The sequence below is a fragment of the Chryseobacterium sp. GW821-FHT04C04 genome, from assembly GCF_059420365.1.
Genome location: NZ_JBWKTO010000001.1, coordinates 1,081,097 through 1,096,692, shown reverse-complemented (window position 1 = coordinate 1,096,692; position 15,596 = coordinate 1,081,097). Strand labels below are relative to the sequence as shown.

Here is a 15,596-nt window from a genome sequence, read left to right as displayed (position 1 = left end):
TTATGATTCTGAATCCAAAATTTCCACTTTATTTACCAGGAGTAGAGAACAGTAATAATGATAATGTTTCTATCATTGGAGCAAGTCTTCGTGAAGATATAACGATCTTAGGATATTTTGTTTCCGGAAACGGAGGTCTTGAGATACAAGTACAAAATACCTATGCAACTAAAGAATATGCTGCTTTTTCAGATATTTTAAAGAAGTTTATCCAGGATAATCAACTGCAAAATGTAAAACGTCTGGGAATGGCTGTGCCAGGTCCTGTACTTTACGGGAAAAGTAATCCTGTAAGGTTGGGATGGAATTTAGATGTTGAAGAGTATGCCCGTGATTTCGGGTTTGAAAAAGTAGACATGCTGAACGACCTTGAAGCTTCTGCTTACGGAATGGCTCTTCTTGAAGATAACGATCTTGAAGCGATCTATACCAGCGGACATCTTGAAAGAGGAAACGTAGCAGTGCTTGCTCCCGGAAACGGACTGGGTGAGGCTGGATATTTCTTTGACGGAAAATACCTGAGACCTTTCGCAACTGAAGGAGGTCACTCAGAATTTTCACCAAGAACCAATGTAGAAGTTGAGTTTTACCAGTTCTTAAATAATATCTATGGTATTGTAAGCTGGGAAAATGTACTTTCCAAGTCAGGATTATTCAATATTTATAGATTCTTAAGAGATGTAAAGAGACATCCTGAACCAGAATGGCTGAGCGAGCGTCTTGCACAAGGGAATTTCGTAGAAGAACTATATAAAGCCGCCGTAGAGGAGAATGTCCTTATTTGCAAAATTGCTTTAGATACCTTCCTTGAGTTTTTGGCAAGAGAGGCAAACAACTTAACATTAAAGCTTAAAGCTACCGGAGGATTACTGATTGCCGGAGATATTCCACAGACGATAAGAGAATATATTGATAAGGCTAAATTCTATGAGAAATTCAAGATCAGTGATAAAATGGAGGAGATGCTTAGAAGTACTCCCATTTATCTGGTCAAGCAAAATCATACAGCATTAAATGGTATAGCGCTTTATACTGCTTACTATCAAGAATAAACAGAACTCCGAAGAAATTCGGAGTTTTTTTATGAGATGATATTATTCATGAAAATAATAAAATTTATTGATATACATCAATGAAATCTATTGAATAAGATACCTACATTTGTATTATCAAATAAGTAAATAACTCTATTCAATGAAAAAAATATTTTTATTAGCAGTTTTAGCTGGTGGTCTAGCTTTCGGACAGTCAAAAAAAGTAGTAGCGTCTGATGTACACTGGTGGGGATACAAAGTAGCAAAATCTGAGGCTAGCTCTCACGACGGTACTGTAAAAGTAAAGTCTGGAGATATGGTGATGAAAGGAAACCAATTAGTAGGCGGTAGCTTCGTTTTGGATATGACTTCTATCAGCTCTACTGACCTTACAGGAGAATATCAGCAAAAACTAAACGGGCACCTTAAGAACGGTGACTTCTTTGAAGTTGAAAAATTCCCTACAGCAAGTTTCAAAATTACAGGAGTAAAGAAAAACAACGATAAAGTATACAACTCTCTTGTAACAGGAAACCTTACTGTAAAAGGAAAAACAAATCCGGTATCTTTCCCTGCTAAGATTTCTTACAGCAAAGGAGTAGTAAGTTTAGTATCAAACAAATTCTCTTTCGACAGACAAAAATTTGATGTAGCATACAAGTCTACAATGCAGGATGTTTTTGTGAAAGATGATATTGAAATGCTTGTAAAAGTAACTGCTCAATAAATTAATCAAAAAAAGATTGTTAAAAGTGTAGAAGTTCTACACTTTTTTTTATTTTTGTTGAATTGTAAATAAAAAAGAATGAAAAGATTACTATTGTTTGCTATGGTGTGTGCAGGCATATCATTTGTTTCTGCCCAGAAGAAATTTGATAAAGTTTCAAAAGTGACTTCATCAGAGATCAGATGGTGGGGGTATAAGGTGGTAAAAACCGAAGCATCTTCCCACTCAGGAACAGTAAAGCTGAAAAGCGGAAAATTCAACTTTGATCATACTGTTCTGGTAGACGGAGAGTTTGTGATAGATATGAGAAGTCTGATGGCTGGAGATGTTTCCGATGAGGATCAGATCAAGCTTACTAATGATCTGAAAAGCACAAACTTCTTTGAAGTAAAAAAATTCCCTATTGCCAAATTCCATTTGACTAAAATTATTCCTTTAGCAAACAGTGAATACAATTCTACAGTCTATGGTGACCTTACCCTTAAAGGAGTAAGAAAGACGATTTCTTTCCCTGCGAATGTATACGTTACCCAGTTTACAACATCTATTGAATCTGCGAAGTTTTCTCTAAACAGAAGAGACTTTAAAGTGTTCTATCAGTCTTCATTGAAAGATTATTTCATTAAGAATGAAATGGATATTCAGTTCAAAGTTACCACAGAAATGCTGGATAATGAGAATAGAGTTCCGAAGAAGAAAAAATAAGATTGAAAATACTACCAATATAGAAAAGAGCAGTTCTCATGAGCTGCTCTTTTTTTATGATTGTATTTGATAAGATTTGTGGCAGTCATTCCCATTTTCCTGTATTTTTTATAAATTAGTAGTATGAAAATTTATATCGTAAGCGGTCTGGGAGCAGACTTTAAAGTTCTTGAAAGAATAACGTTTCCCAAACATTGTGAATTGATTTTTATAGATTGGCTTATTCCGGAAAAAAATGAGCCTTTTGTTGCCTATGTCAAAAGAATGGCAGAGAAAGTAGACGACTCAGAGCCGTTCTGCTTGCTGGGATACTCTTTTGGAGGAATTATCGTGCAGGAGATCAATCAGCTGAAACCTGCAGAGAAAGTAGTGATTCTGGGGAGTATAAAATCTGACAAAGAAAAATCCAGATTCATAAAAACAGGTGAGGTAACCAAAATTCCAAGAATATTGCCTGTAGGCTTATTCAATGATAAAGCCGCGAATGTATATGCTGTTATCCGAAAGCTTTTTGATCCTAAAAATCCAAAGCTTATGCAGTATTTTAAAGTAAAAGATCCTTATTATCTGAAATGGTCTGTAGAAAAAGTCTCCGAATGGAAGTTTGAAGAAAATCCCAATGTAATTCAGATCTTAGGAGATAAAGATATTGTTTTCCCAATCCGCTATTCCAATCCGGATTATGTCGTTAAAGGAGGAACCCATCTTTTTCCTGCGACCAAATCTAAAGAAGTTACTAAAATATTAAATGAAGTATTTTGTGAAAAACAATAATATTGTTTTATAAATAGTTTTTTAAAGGGGTGTTATTGAAAAAAAATGTGTTTTCATAAAATTTATATTTAAATTTGATAGGGTTAAATATAAATTTATGAAAATAGGATTAAAATGGATCGTTTCATTCTCTGTGATTACACTTGTTGCATTCGGAGGTTTATTCTGGAGTCCGGCAGCAGATATTCCTGATACACGCGAGTTTTTAAGCGAAGATAAAATTGTGGGGGCAGATGTTGCCTGGATTCTGGCCGCTGCGGGACTTGTCCTGTTGATGACGCCGGGGCTATCCTTTTTTTATGGAGGGATGGTAGGCCGGAAAAATGTGATTTCTACGATGTTGCAAAGCTTTATTGCTTTAGGAGTAATTTCTCTTGTCTGGGTAGTCGTAGGATTTTCTTTATCTTTTGGAGAACCTCTGGGAATTACAATTGATGGACAGCATTACGGAATTATTGGAAACCCATTAAGTTACCCCTTCTTTAGCGGAGTAGGAAATCTGCCGCATAAAATGATGGCGCCTACTATTCCCTTTATCCTTTTTGCCCTTTTTCAGATGAAATTTGCAGTTATTACTCCGGCTATTATTACCGGATCTTTTGCAGAGAGGGTTCGTTTTATTTCTTATCTTTTATTCATTGTTCTTTTCAGCATTTGTATTTATACACCGCTTTGTCATATGGTATGGCATCCTGATGGCCTTTTAAACAAATATTTTGAAGTAAAAGATTTTGCAGGCGGTACGGTCGTACACATGAGTGCTGGTTTTGCAGCACTTGCAGGGGCATTGGTGGTCGGAAACAGGAAAAATCCACATCATGAGCCTTCCAATATTCCTTATGTTCTTTTGGGAACTGGAATGTTATGGTTTGGGTGGTTCGGATTCAATGCAGGGTCGGCATTGAGTGCTTCTGCTTCTGCAGCTACAGCTTTCGGAACGACTACCATTGCCTCTGCTTCAGCGATGCTGACTTGGATTTTTTTTGATAGGATCAATGGAAGAAGTGTATCTGCATTGGGAGCTTGTATTGGTGCTGTTGTAGGACTGGTAGCTATTACTCCCGGATGCGGCTTTGTAAGTATTCAGGAAAGCCTTTTTATAGGATTTATCACTGCGATAGTTTCAAATGTGATGGTCAACTGGAAAGCTTTAAAGAAAATCGATGATACTTTAGATGTTTTTGCCTGTCATGGAGTAGGAGGGATTATGGGAATGATTCTTACCGCCATTTTTGCCCATGGTGAAAAAGCCAGTTTGCTTCACGGAGGTTTTGATGTTTTTCTTCATCACATGGCTGCATTAATTTTGGTTTCTGCTTTCACCTTTTTGGGTTCACTGCTTTTGTATAAAATTACAGACTCTATGATTACATTACGTGTTTCTGAAGAGTCTGAAAATAAAGGGCTTGATCTTTCACAGCATGAGGAAAGTTTAAGCTGAGAAAGAAACAGGAGGCTGTCTCAAGAATGTCATTCTGAATACAGACTGAAGGTCTGCGAACGTAGTTAAGGAAATGTAATGAAGAATCTCATGCGTCTGGTTAATAATAAGATTCTTCCTTCGTCAGAAATCAAACATTCGACGTAGTCAATGACAAATGCCAAATAATCGGGCTTTTAAGACAGCCTACTGAGTAATATATTAAATCAAAAATGATTTATTGAATCGAATGAATCGCTTCAAAGATTGTATTTTTTGAATCTTCAAAGATATCACCTCCAAATTCTTCATTATCTAAGGAATGAATGGTGACATCATTCACCCCCATGATCCCGAAAATATGTTTCAGATAAGTTGTTTGAAAATTGACATGGCCATTCTTTTCATTTTCTCCGTATCCGGTATCACCCCTTGTTGAAAGAATAAAGAGTTTTTTATTTTCAAGGAGACCCACGTAATCACCATCCGGAACTCCTGATCTGAATTTCCAGGTTTCATTGATCCGCATTACCTGGTCAACATAAGCTTTTAATCCGGAAGGAATAGACCAGTTGTACATGGGAGTTCCGATCACATATACGTCATGTTCCTTAAGTTCTTGTATCAGTTGGTTACTGAGCTGTAAAGGCTTCTGGTTTTCTTCAGTCTTATCTGTAGGTTTTTTGAACGCTCCTGCGATCCAGGACTCATCAATGTTGGGGATGTTGTCTGTTCCAGCTTCTCTGTAGGTAAAGATGTCGAGAGGATATTTGGTCTTCCAGTTTTCAACGAAAAGCTGGGTTAGTTTTCTGCTGTAAGATCTTTCACTTCTTACACTGGCATTAATAATCAATATTTTCATTTGCTAAGAATTTATAACAGCAAAATTCCTGATTATTTGTTCCTGAAAAATTGATCTAGTTCAAGAGGATTTATTTTTTTTACGGATTCTGCTGATAAATTCTGCGGAGACTCCGAGGTAGGAAGCAATCAGATACTGAGGAACTCTGGATGAAATGTCGGGATAAGTTTCCAGAAAATCATAGTACTTTTGTTCCGCTTTCAGCATATGATTGAATACAACTCTTTTTTCAAGAGTTCCAAGATAACCTTCCAGAATAATTCTGAAGTATTTTTCCAGGGATGGAATTTCCTTCAGCATTTTTTGAAAAGACTGATGGCTGATCTGTAAGAGCTTTGTTTTTTCTACGGCCTGTATATTATAAATGGAAGGTTTTTGTTTTGAAAAACTGGCAATATCTGTTGCCCACCAATGGTCAATGGCTAAAAAGAGGATCTCTTCATTTCCATTTTCTTGATTAATGCAAAACGCTTTTAAAACTCCCGAAATAATATAGCTGTCATAGCGGCATATTTCTCCGTTTCTCAATAGATATTCCCCTTTTTCCAATGTTCTTTCTGTCCAGAAATTTTTACAGGCAGCTATTTCTTCCGGACTTAATTGGGCATGTTGCAGAATACTTTTAATTAATGTTTCCATGTAAAAAAATGATTAAAAAGAACAATGTAGTGATAGATCTGATTGAAACTCATACAATCGCTCATCTGCAAAAATACTTATTTTATAGGCTGTCAAACCAAATAAATCTAAGGTTTTGCTATGCTTTTATTAGGATTTATCATGTATCTTTGTTATTGAGGAAAATGACGAATCATTTATGGAATCAATATCGGTTTTTGAAATTATTAAAGTAGGAATAGGCCCGTCCAGTTCGCACACGATGGGACCTTGGAATGCAGCAGCAGCATTTATCAGGATTATAAAAAGAGAAAGATCAATCGAAGAAGTTAAAGAGGTTTTTCTTGAATTTTTTGGCTCACTCGCAAAAACGGGGATCGGGCATGGAACTGATATTGCAGGAATGCTCGGTTTGAACGGGGAAGATTTTAAGACAATCAATACTTCAAAAATTGACGAGAAAATAGACTACATCAAAAATACTCAAACCCTTAATCTGGGAGGGGAGAAAATCATTCCATTTGTCTACGGACATCACTTGATTTTAAATATGAAAAAGAGCCTTGATTTTCATCCGAACGGAATGATCTTCAGAGCTGTTTTCGAAGACGGAACAGAGCTTGTGCAGGATTTTTATTCTGTAGGAGGTGGTTTCATCGCCAGCCAGGAAAAAAACTCTATCCAAAAGCAGTGTGTACGTACATTGTATCCTTGTCATAAAGCTTCGGATATTGCGAAATACTGCGAGAAGTTAGGATTTGATAAAATTTCAGACTTAATTTTCATGAATGAAGAAAGCTGGAGAACTCAGGAGGAAACGAGAGGGGAAGCGCTTTACATCTGGCAGCAGATCAAAGAATGCATCTACAAAGGTGTCAATAAAGAAGGAATTCTTCCGGGTGGACTGAATGTTACCCGAAGAGCTGCGGGAATCAACAGAAAATTGTTAGGAGACAAAATTTATAAAAATAAAGATGAATGGTTCCAGCAGGTAGTTGATGCCGAAGAAAACTTCACGAACATCAACAAATGGATTGCCTGTTTCGCATTGGCCGTGAATGAAGAGAATGCAAGTTTCGGAAGAATTATTACCGCACCTACCAATGGGGCGAGTGGAGTAATTCCGGCCGTATTGATGTATTCTCAGGCGTTTACACCATTTACCAATGAAGATGATATTGTAAGATTCTTGCTTGTTGCAGGAGAAATTGGGACATTATTCAAGAAAAATGCAACCATTTCTGCAGCAATGGGAGGCTGTCAGGCTGAGATCGGAGTTTCTTCCGCCATGGCTGCGGCCGGGCTTACAGAAATTCTGGGGGGAAGCGTAGGACAGGTATTGATGGCGGCAGAAATTGCAATGGAACATCACCTTGGATTGACATGTGACCCGATTAAAGGACTGGTGCAGATTCCATGTATTGAAAGAAATACAATGGGAGCGATGAAAGCAATTACAGCTGCCAATATTGCATTGGAAAGTGATCCTGCTAAGGCAAAAGTAACATTAGATGAGGTGATCCAGACGATGTGGGAAACCGCTCAGGCGATGAGTGACCGTTTCAAAGAAACTTCTGAAGGCGGACTGGCTATTGCGGTAAATGTTCCGGAATGTTAACAAAGAAATTTATTTAAAAAATATAAAATCCTTAGATCATAGGTCTAAGGATTTTTTTTATGAATGATGTGATCTGAATATTACTTTTTATTAAACAGATATTTCTTATCTCGTTGTATAAGTTCAAACTGTCCTTTTTCAGGAATGAAAGTGATTTTCAAACCAGCTTGGTCAAACTTAAACTGATTTTTATCTACATATTCTAAGGCGAATTCCGGCTGCCCTGTTCCCTGAGCAAACAGGGTTTCGTTTTTGATAAATATTTTTAATCCTAAAGGAATATCTTTAGAAGTATAGTCTCCCGGATATTTTTCCAACTCGGAAACAGGAGCTTTAATTTTATTAAAGGCAGGATATGAATAATCCCTGTCATATATAAAATTCAGAATCGCAACAAACATACTGTTGTGTGGGAAGTTTTCACCATTGATGCTCATCGCAAAAGAAAGCTGATCAGTTGGTTCATAAGATACCGTTGAATGGGTTCCTGCAGTATCTCCACCATGCCCGTATGCCTCAATATTATAAAAAGGCATCTTCATAATTCCGGAGCCGAAAGTTTTTTCATTCTTATCTGAAATCATCGTTGTCAATGTTTCTTTTTTTATGAACTGCCCATTAAATAATGCATTGGCGAAGATGTTAAGATCTTCCGTCGTAGAAACAATATCTCCTAATCCGATGCAGTTATGAAAGTTGAAATCCTTCACTTCAGTCCAGTTTCCTGCTTCTTGGTGATAAGATTTAAAAACATTTTCCGGATTATCAATGACCGAAAAGGTATGGTTCATTTTTGCTTTTTCCAGGATGTTTTCTTTTAAGATCTCATTATAAGGCTTGTTATATAGCTTCTCCAAAATTCTGCTTAATAAAAAATATGCTGAATTGGAGTATCGTGTTTTTTTCCCAGGCTGGAAAAGGACCCCTTCTTTTTTTATAGCATTAATAATCGCTTTATCACCTACAGGTTTTTCGAAAAGCCAGTTATTATGAATGGATTTTCCTACATAATCTCCCAGTCCGCTGGTGTGATTGAGCATATTTTTTAGGGTAATATTTTTGGAATTGGGAATATCAGGATAGAATTTTTCCAGTTTATCAGTTAAAGATAATTTTCCTTTTTCTATAAGCTGATAGAGCATGATAGCAGTGATGAGTTTGCTCACAGATCCTATCTGGTATTGGGTATTTTTATCATACGTAATATTTTTCAGCTGCTGCTGGCCAAAATTTCTATGATAGATTTCTGAACCATTTCTGAAGATGGAGACACTGCCTATTCCCTGATTGTTCTGAACCATATAATCCAGAAAATCATCTATTTTCTTTGTGTTGATGGCCTTTCCATTGAGGTAGGGAACATCCTGACTTTTCTGAACATCCCTGAACAGATTTAAAGGGATCGTTTTTCCATTTTGGACAAAGGTTCCTTCAAAATGGTCTGTTTTATAAACTCCTTTATAACTGGCATTTATTTCTTGTATCTCAAAATTCAGTTCATTGTTGCTGAACTGAGTCTTATCAACGATAAAATCCCGGGCACTCTGTTTCGGACTGTTAAGAAAAGAACTATATCCTTCTTTTTCTTTTTTAACTTTGAAAATGATAGGGAGTTTCATGTTTTGGATATCCAATTCACCGTTCCATATGCCTTCAATTTGGGCGTGACAAAGATGTGCCAGAAAGACCAGCACGAGTAATAATTTGATTTTCATGGTATTTTAAATAAAATTAGACATTATAATCTGGCAGGCTAAAGTCGTAACAAGCGATACTACAGCAAAAAGAACAATATGCTGCCATTTTTTGATATTGGTAGCGGTTTTAAAGCCATTATAATAAATGACAATGCTGTAAATTAAAACAAGAATACTGAACATAGCCAGAGCCATCATAATGCTGATATCAAATATAGGGGTTGATTCAGTAGGATGTCTGGTGTAGCTTATCATTGTTTTTTGCGCGTTCTCTATAAAAGGAATCTTGTTCAGAGGCTGCAAAACAGCTAGAACAAGCTGTGAAAGTAAAACGGTATTGACAATATCAATAAGCCTTGTTCTATTATTTAATATTTTACCCAATATAAAAAGAATAATAATTGCAGAAGCAAAACTTGCCGTGGTTATAATGGCTGTAGTTTGAAGAGAAATGTTTTCTACATTATTGATTTTATATATACTGGTATAAGTAGTTTCCGTCCAATACCCAATTGTAATAGAAATTACTATTGTGAAGACTCCTACCAACAGGAGTAATTTTTCGTCAAATTTTTCAAACGGATTGAAAATGGTTTTCCAGTTCATAAGATTGAGTTTTACAAATTGGTTTTCAGTTGATCGATCTTAGTAATGAGGTCATCCATTTTATTTCTCATGGTAGGATAGGATAGGGCTGCCTGTTTAGCCATTTCTTTGATACTTCCGCTCGACAGGAAAAAATTGAGAACAAAATCCTGTTCTTCGCGGTTCAGTTTAAGGAGCACCGGAAGTTCATAATCACCGCTTACTTCTGTTTTGCAGTTAGGGCATTTCATCTGGCTTACGTTAAGCGTATTGTCGCAGCTTGGACAGACTATGGGGAGTTTCATGGATTATATTTTTTACGAAAGTAATACTTTTTTTAATAAAGTTAAAATATTTTTTAATTTTATTAAAATTTAATTGATTAAAGTGAATAAAAGTAAGTGCTGGAAGCTGGAAGGAGTGTGAATGAAAATAGTAGGATATAAAAACATAAAATCCTTAGACATGATTGCCTAAGGATTCTTAATAAAAATAAAAGTAAAAGCTGTCGGGCTTTTAGTGTCGTATATAGGTTGTTACCTTAAAATTCCCCTGATTCTGTTGGCATTGGTAATCAGTTCTTCAAGATATTCATAGTTTTCTTTTTCCAGTGCAGATTTGAATTTTCTGAGCTGGGTGATATGTTCATTCAGAACATCCAGAACATTTTCTTTGTTCTGCTTAAAAATGGGAACCCACATTTCAGGATGTGACTTGGCAAGACGAACCGTACTTGAAAAACCGGAACTGGCAAGCTGAAAAATGGTTTCTTCTTCACGTTCTTTTTCCAACACGGTATTGGCAAGAGCGTATGAGGTAATATGGGAAATATGAGAAATGTAAGCCGTATGGATATCATGATCTTCAGCATTCATGTAGATCATATGCATGTCAAGAGCATCCACTACTTTTTCAACGATGTTCAGCGCGTCTTCTGCAGACTCTTCCTTATTGCATATAACGCCTGCTTTCCCTGCAAAACTCTCTGCAATGGCTGATTTCGGACCACTGTTTTCTGTTCCCCACATCGGGTGGAAGGCTACAAATCTTGATCGTTTCGGGTGGTTTCTTACGGCTTTTACAATTCCAGCTTTTGTAGAACCTGCATCCATTACTGTTTGATGGTCAGACACAAGATCCAAAACACCTGGAAGTAATTTTCTGGCTGCATCTACAGGAATAGCAAGGATAATCAGATCCGAATTTTTGATTCCCTGCTCCAGATCTGCTCCAGCATCAATGATCTTGAGGTCTAAGGCATCATTGATATGCTGTGTATTGTTATCGATTCCGTAAATGAAGCTGGCGATATTTCTCTCCCTTAATTTCAAGGCCATCGAACCTCCGATTAATCCTACTCCAATAATACTTATTTTCATCTTTTTAAATTTTTTTAAATAAAAAAACCTCGTCCTAGGACGAGGTTTTAAATTATATTCATAAGAATCCCTATCCCAGATCTGAGTTAAAAATTCTATAATAATATGTTCCGTTGTTAAAATTCACTTAGCAAAGGTAAAAATATTTTTTAAACGAAACGAAATTTCTTATCTAAATTATATATAGATACCATTAATCGGCGCTGTGGATGTTACTTACTAAATGTATTGCATTAACTATTGAGTATTCGCTTTGATAATAGTAAGCCTTTCCTCTACTTCATTGATCCTTTTGATCCAGTAGTTGATTCCCTCCTGATTGGTTACGGTTTCTTTAAAAGCATTGCGGTTGACCGTCAACAAATAACTACCACTTTTTTGATAATCCTGTTCGCGTTCTTTTTTATTTTCAGGCTCTATACGGTATCTCCAGAATACAAGAGAATGCATATATTCTGCGCGGATTTTTTCAAGATAACAAATAATAGCTTTTCGGTCTTGCGGTATATATCCCGGTCCGGAGCAGCCACAGGAATGAAAAGTGATTCCGACTGTGTACAGATTCCGGATGTGAGCCCATTGTTTATCGTCATTTTTTGAAGGCGATTTGAAATCGAGCCCCATATTGGCCATCAGATTGCCGCATTCAGGGCATTTGGCTTCTACGGAGACCTGAGCATCCCGGTCCACATCTTTTAAATGACGTCGTTTGAAAGTTTTCTGGCAGTTAAAACAGGCATAATGTCCTTTGTAAACCATCATGGAATATCGGCACATACTAAAATCTTATTCTTTGGTTATAAGTTATTTTTATTTGTTTTTTTCCTCTTCATTAAAGTTGATTCCCATAAGGCTGCTGGCACTTCTTGGATCGTAGACCGACCATACATTTCCCCAGGGAAATTTGAAGGTGCAGCTTGGGTAAGGGTTTTTCTTTTTTTGGGTTGGAGACATTTCCAGAATCTGAGAAAGAAAAGTAGTATTCCGGTAGAAAACCTTCATTTCTTTTTCCTCTGTCCATTCATTCCAGTCTTTTGCATCACCATTTTCCCATGTGTTCATATGAATGATGTCCAGCTGATCTTCGAAAAAGCACAGACTGAAAGATACCTGGTATCCTTGTACTTCTATGCTCTTAAAATAATACCAAAAATACCCGGTTTTTGCATCCCACATATGATGATACTTTTCTTTATGAAAATCAGTTTGCTTCAGCTGATCAAATTTCATTCCTTTATAAAGCCGGGTAGTAAAGACTTCCAGTTCTATAACTCCATTTTCACTGTTAATCAGCATGTCCCAAAAAATTGAAGCTATAAATATACCCGTTTTTTCTTTACAGACAACGAATAATATTTACAGCTTCTGGTAGAAATAGAAATATCGGTGTGTTATTGTGCTAGGGATTTGATATAATCAATGTTGATGGGATATCAGAAAGCCAGAGACTTTTTGTATCGATCAGGTTTTTCCAGCTTTTGCTGCTGATAAGCATCAGATCCTGAGAGGTCAGAAACTCTTTCTCAATCTTTTTCTCATTGTACAAGGTAATATGATTAGGAGCTACCTGTTCTATACTTCTGATCAGTTCTTTCACCTCAATATTGTTTCGGATCTGTCCTGCAGCATCCAGAATAATAACCTGGGAATTGTTGTTATTGATAAGTCTTTTGGCATATTCCAGAAGATAGAAATCACTTAGATTAAAGATGGGTACAAATATTTTGTCTGCCGTTTTAAATTCTTTATCAACAAGAATTCCGACAGGAATGGTCGCTTTTTCTAAAACCTGAAGGGTAAGATCATCGTAAGGAGAGTTGTTGAAAATATTTCCTTTTCCTTTTACGGTGTTCAATAATTTTTCAGGATTAATGATTTTGGTTGTAAATCCTAATAATCTTCCCAATAAACTTCCTTCGTACATTGATTTTCCCAGCATGATAAGAAGAAGGTCATAATTCCCCTTATTGGTAATATTGGTGAGGTCACTTTCAACATCTGTAGAAGCCTTGAAAAGTGTTGTCACTTCAAGCTGAAGCTCGTGGGAGGTTTCAATGACATTTTTAAACTGTTCTCTTTCAAAGTTTTCTATATCGAAGGCGTGAAGCTCGTCAACAGGAGCAATATTCATTGCTGTTACACTTTTGTTCCCGTTCATTTTATGGGTGAAATTATCTGCAAGTTTCAATAGCTTACTTCCGGATTTTGCGGTTTCAAAAGATAAAAGAACCCTGTATTTTGTATCATCATCTTCCTGTTCATCTTCTTCAATCATCGATTTTTTTCCTTTGAAAAGATAATTGATAAAATCCAGACACGGCCCCGTCATAAATGTTGTAAATAAAGCCATGATAACAAGCATTGCGAAAAGTTCCGGACCTAATACTCCTAAATCATAACCGATATTAAGTACGATAAGTTCTGTAAGGCCTCTGGTATTCATTAAAGCACCTATTGTGAGGCTGTCTTTCCAGCTTATTTTCAAAAACCTTGCGGTGAGCGCACTTCCTACAAATTTTCCTGTAACGGCTGTCAAAATGATCAATCCTCCAATTTTCCAAAGGTGAGGATCATTCAATAATCCGATCTGGGTTCTTAGCCCTGTAAATACGAAGAAAAGCGGCAATAGTAAAACCAGGGCAACATCTTCTATTTTTTCTATGAAAAGATTCCTGAATTTAACGTTTTCCGGCATAATTGCTCCGGCCATAAATGCTCCGAAAAGAGCATGGATACCGATTACTTCTGTTGCATAAGAAGAGATGATAAGGATTAAGAAAAATACAGCAACCAGTGATTTGCTGATAAATCCTTTTCCTTTTTGTGATTCGGCAATTCTGTTCAGGAATGGTCTTACCGCTTTTATCATAATGAAAACATACAGAATAGCCATTAAGATAACGAATACTGATCCTGAAAAAGATCCAGCTTTTACCACGGCAATTACAGCTGCCAGAATACACCATGCGGTAATATCATCAGCGGCGGCACAGGTAATAACAACTGTTCCTATTTTTGTTTTGTGAAGGTTTCTTTCCTGAACAATTCTTGCGAGAACCGGAAAGGCTGTAATACTCATTGCAATCGCTATGAATAAGGCAAATGAACTGAACTGAATGCCTTCCGGGGCAAATTCTTTATAAATGAAATAAGAAAGTCCTACTCCTAATGCAAAAGGAAAAATAATACTTGCGTGACTGATCACTACGGCATCGTGTGCCTTTTTTCTCAGAACGCTCAGGTCAAGTTCCATTCCGACAATGTACATGAAGAGAATCAGACCGATCTGGCTTAAAAACTGTAGATTGGGAAGAGATTCTTTCGGAAAGATAAAGGCAGAAAGTTCAGGGAAATATAATCCGAAAAGTGAGGGTCCCAAAACAATACCGGCGATCATTTCACCTATTACAGAGGGTTGTTTCAGTTTTGTACAAATCCATCCGAAAAGTTTTGCGACAAGGATGATGGTTACAATCTGGGTAAGAAGAAGTGCCAAAGGGTGATGAAGGTTTGCCAGAAAAGAATCTGCAAAATTCTCCCACATCGTAGCTCCCGTAGCTTTGCTAGGAGTGATATTTTCTCCGATTTCCAGTGTTTTGCCCTGGATAAAGAACCAATACATGATGCAAGAAAAGAATGCAATGGTACTGATGTAAAAGATAATATTTTTGTATTTCCCCAAATTCATGATTCCAATATTTTATGCAAAGTTGATAAGAATATATTAAGATTAAAATACTATTGTTTTTAAATGTAATGAATGTTCTAAAAAATGTAATCAAATCTATTTAAATGAATAGCCAAGTCCAATTCCTACTTTCCAGCTGCCATTCTGATCAGCCGTTTTAGCATTGTAATAGGCCGGAATCTGAAAAGCTATCTTTTTATAAACCATGGTGAGGCCTGCTCCCAATGTGGGCATAATAGGGCTGTTTTTGGTTCCGGGCGAGTGGTCTTCTTTAATTCTCAATGAAGGAAGCATTCCCAGTATAAATTTAACATTTTTATGAGTAAGACTCACATTAGGACCTGTAAAGTTGATAAAGGCACCATGATCTACATATCCGGCCACTGCTATCCCGTCAAAAAATGACACCTTAACTTTTGAAGAGGTTTCCTGAGAAAAACACAGACCGGATATGAGAAATCCTGCAGCATAGAAAAAGTTTTTCATTAT

At 36.6% G+C, this 15,596-nt stretch carries 16 protein-coding genes; 6 read left to right on the top strand and 10 right to left on the bottom strand.

The genetic code is table 11. The features are described 5' to 3' along the window. Positions 1 to 2 precede the first annotated feature (2 nt). The 5 genes from AC07UM_RS04905 to AC07UM_RS04885 all read left to right on the top strand — a co-directional run bounded on the left by AC07UM_RS04905 (position 3) and on the right by AC07UM_RS04885 (position 4,681). Positions 3 to 1,052, top strand: a complete 1,050-nt coding sequence (locus AC07UM_RS04905) for a glucokinase (RefSeq protein WP_236850998.1) — start codon at positions 3 to 5, stop codon at positions 1,050 to 1,052. A gap of 142 nt (positions 1,053 to 1,194) precedes the next feature. Continuing rightward, the gene (locus tag AC07UM_RS04900) at positions 1,195 to 1,761 is read left to right on the top strand and encodes a YceI family protein (RefSeq protein ID WP_103233523.1); all 567 of its coding nucleotides are present in this window, start codon (positions 1,195 to 1,197) and stop codon (positions 1,759 to 1,761) included. Between the two features lie 78 nt (positions 1,762 to 1,839). Next, on the top strand, positions 1,840 to 2,466 hold the full coding sequence (locus AC07UM_RS04895; RefSeq protein ID WP_494684669.1) for a YceI family protein: 627 nt from the start codon (positions 1,840 to 1,842) through the stop codon (positions 2,464 to 2,466). A gap of 123 nt (positions 2,467 to 2,589) precedes the next feature. Next, complete coding sequence (locus tag AC07UM_RS04890; protein WP_494684668.1) at positions 2,590 to 3,240, top strand: alpha/beta hydrolase; 651 nt, start codon at positions 2,590 to 2,592, stop codon at positions 3,238 to 3,240. A 97-nt stretch (positions 3,241 to 3,337) separates the two neighbouring features. Then, the gene (locus AC07UM_RS04885; RefSeq protein WP_494684667.1) at positions 3,338 to 4,681 is read left to right on the top strand and encodes an ammonium transporter; all 1,344 of its coding nucleotides are present in this window, start codon (positions 3,338 to 3,340) and stop codon (positions 4,679 to 4,681) included. 217 nt (positions 4,682 to 4,898) lie between these two features. Here AC07UM_RS04885 and AC07UM_RS04880 read toward each other — a convergent pair whose 3' ends face one another. Together AC07UM_RS04880 and AC07UM_RS04875 are read right to left on the bottom strand one after the other, a co-directional pair. Beyond that, positions 4,899 to 5,522, bottom strand: coding sequence for an FMN-dependent NADH-azoreductase (locus AC07UM_RS04880; protein ID WP_494684666.1), 624 nt, complete (start codon positions 5,520 to 5,522; stop codon positions 4,899 to 4,901). Positions 5,523 to 5,582: 60 nt separating this feature from the next. Next, positions 5,583 to 6,161 (bottom strand): Crp/Fnr family transcriptional regulator, encoded by a 579-nt coding sequence (locus AC07UM_RS04875; protein WP_494684665.1) that lies wholly within the window; start codon positions 6,159 to 6,161, stop codon positions 5,583 to 5,585. 178 nt (positions 6,162 to 6,339) lie between these two features. Here AC07UM_RS04875 and AC07UM_RS04870 point away from each other — a divergent pair, with 178 nt between their 5' ends. Next, positions 6,340 to 7,758: an L-serine ammonia-lyase gene (locus AC07UM_RS04870; protein ID WP_494684664.1), complete on the top strand. Its 1,419-nt coding sequence runs from the start codon at positions 6,340 to 6,342 to the stop codon at positions 7,756 to 7,758. Positions 7,759 to 7,838: 80 nt separating this feature from the next. Here AC07UM_RS04870 and AC07UM_RS04865 read toward each other — a convergent pair whose 3' ends face one another. The 8 genes from AC07UM_RS04865 to AC07UM_RS04830 all read right to left on the bottom strand — a co-directional run bounded on the left by AC07UM_RS04865 (position 7,839) and on the right by AC07UM_RS04830 (position 15,593). Next, complete coding sequence (locus AC07UM_RS04865; protein WP_494684663.1) at positions 7,839 to 9,473, bottom strand: serine hydrolase domain-containing protein; 1,635 nt, start codon at positions 9,471 to 9,473, stop codon at positions 7,839 to 7,841. A 6-nt stretch (positions 9,474 to 9,479) separates the two neighbouring features. Continuing rightward, positions 9,480 to 10,061: a YIP1 family protein gene (locus AC07UM_RS04860; protein ID WP_494684662.1), complete on the bottom strand. Its 582-nt coding sequence runs from the start codon at positions 10,059 to 10,061 to the stop codon at positions 9,480 to 9,482. Positions 10,062 to 10,072: 11 nt separating this feature from the next. Beyond that, on the bottom strand, positions 10,073 to 10,345 hold the full coding sequence (locus AC07UM_RS04855; protein ID WP_494684661.1) for a DUF2089 family protein: 273 nt from the start codon (positions 10,343 to 10,345) through the stop codon (positions 10,073 to 10,075). A 231-nt stretch (positions 10,346 to 10,576) separates the two neighbouring features. Beyond that, complete coding sequence (locus AC07UM_RS04850) at positions 10,577 to 11,419, bottom strand: prephenate dehydrogenase (protein ID WP_494684660.1); 843 nt, start codon at positions 11,417 to 11,419, stop codon at positions 10,577 to 10,579. Between the two features lie 237 nt (positions 11,420 to 11,656). Beyond that, positions 11,657 to 12,181, bottom strand: a complete 525-nt coding sequence (locus tag AC07UM_RS04845) for a hypothetical protein (RefSeq protein ID WP_494684659.1) — start codon at positions 12,179 to 12,181, stop codon at positions 11,657 to 11,659. 48 nt (positions 12,182 to 12,229) lie between these two features. Next, on the bottom strand, positions 12,230 to 12,715 hold the full coding sequence (locus tag AC07UM_RS04840) for a hypothetical protein (protein ID WP_494684658.1): 486 nt from the start codon (positions 12,713 to 12,715) through the stop codon (positions 12,230 to 12,232). Between the two features lie 103 nt (positions 12,716 to 12,818). Continuing rightward, on the bottom strand, positions 12,819 to 15,107 hold the full coding sequence (locus AC07UM_RS04835; RefSeq protein WP_494684657.1) for a cation:proton antiporter: 2,289 nt from the start codon (positions 15,105 to 15,107) through the stop codon (positions 12,819 to 12,821). 96 nt (positions 15,108 to 15,203) lie between these two features. After that, on the bottom strand, positions 15,204 to 15,593 hold the full coding sequence (locus AC07UM_RS04830) for a hypothetical protein (protein ID WP_494684656.1): 390 nt from the start codon (positions 15,591 to 15,593) through the stop codon (positions 15,204 to 15,206). Positions 15,594 to 15,596: the final 3 nt, after the last annotated feature.

Excerpts from the sequence above, each read along its gene's own strand:
- AC07UM_RS04905 (WP_236850998.1), top strand. The coding sequence starts at position 3 with ATGATTCTGAATCCAAAATTTCCACTTTATTTACCAGGAGTAGAGAAC.
- AC07UM_RS04900 (WP_103233523.1), top strand. The coding sequence starts at position 1,195 with ATGAAAAAAATATTTTTATTAGCAGTTTTAGCTGGTGGTCTAGCTTTC.
- AC07UM_RS04895 (WP_494684669.1), top strand. The coding sequence starts at position 1,840 with ATGAAAAGATTACTATTGTTTGCTATGGTGTGTGCAGGCATATCATTT.
- AC07UM_RS04890 (WP_494684668.1), top strand. The coding sequence starts at position 2,590 with ATGAAAATTTATATCGTAAGCGGTCTGGGAGCAGACTTTAAAGTTCTT.
- AC07UM_RS04885 (WP_494684667.1), top strand. The coding sequence starts at position 3,338 with ATGAAAATAGGATTAAAATGGATCGTTTCATTCTCTGTGATTACACTT.
- AC07UM_RS04880 (WP_494684666.1), bottom strand. The coding sequence starts at position 5,522 with ATGAAAATATTGATTATTAATGCCAGTGTAAGAAGTGAAAGATCTTAC.
- AC07UM_RS04875 (WP_494684665.1), bottom strand. The coding sequence starts at position 6,161 with ATGGAAACATTAATTAAAAGTATTCTGCAACATGCCCAATTAAGTCCG.
- AC07UM_RS04870 (WP_494684664.1), top strand. The coding sequence starts at position 6,340 with ATGGAATCAATATCGGTTTTTGAAATTATTAAAGTAGGAATAGGCCCG.
- AC07UM_RS04865 (WP_494684663.1), bottom strand. The coding sequence starts at position 9,473 with ATGAAAATCAAATTATTACTCGTGCTGGTCTTTCTGGCACATCTTTGT.
- AC07UM_RS04860 (WP_494684662.1), bottom strand. The coding sequence starts at position 10,061 with ATGAACTGGAAAACCATTTTCAATCCGTTTGAAAAATTTGACGAAAAA.
- AC07UM_RS04855 (WP_494684661.1), bottom strand. The coding sequence starts at position 10,345 with ATGAAACTCCCCATAGTCTGTCCAAGCTGCGACAATACGCTTAACGTA.
- AC07UM_RS04850 (WP_494684660.1), bottom strand. The coding sequence starts at position 11,419 with ATGAAAATAAGTATTATTGGAGTAGGATTAATCGGAGGTTCGATGGCC.
- AC07UM_RS04845 (WP_494684659.1), bottom strand. The coding sequence starts at position 12,181 with ATGATGGTTTACAAAGGACATTATGCCTGTTTTAACTGCCAGAAAACT.
- AC07UM_RS04840 (WP_494684658.1), bottom strand. The coding sequence starts at position 12,715 with ATGCTGATTAACAGTGAAAATGGAGTTATAGAACTGGAAGTCTTTACT.
- AC07UM_RS04835 (WP_494684657.1), bottom strand. The coding sequence starts at position 15,107 with ATGAATTTGGGGAAATACAAAAATATTATCTTTTACATCAGTACCATT.
- AC07UM_RS04830 (WP_494684656.1), bottom strand. The coding sequence starts at position 15,593 with ATGAAAAACTTTTTCTATGCTGCAGGATTTCTCATATCCGGTCTGTGT.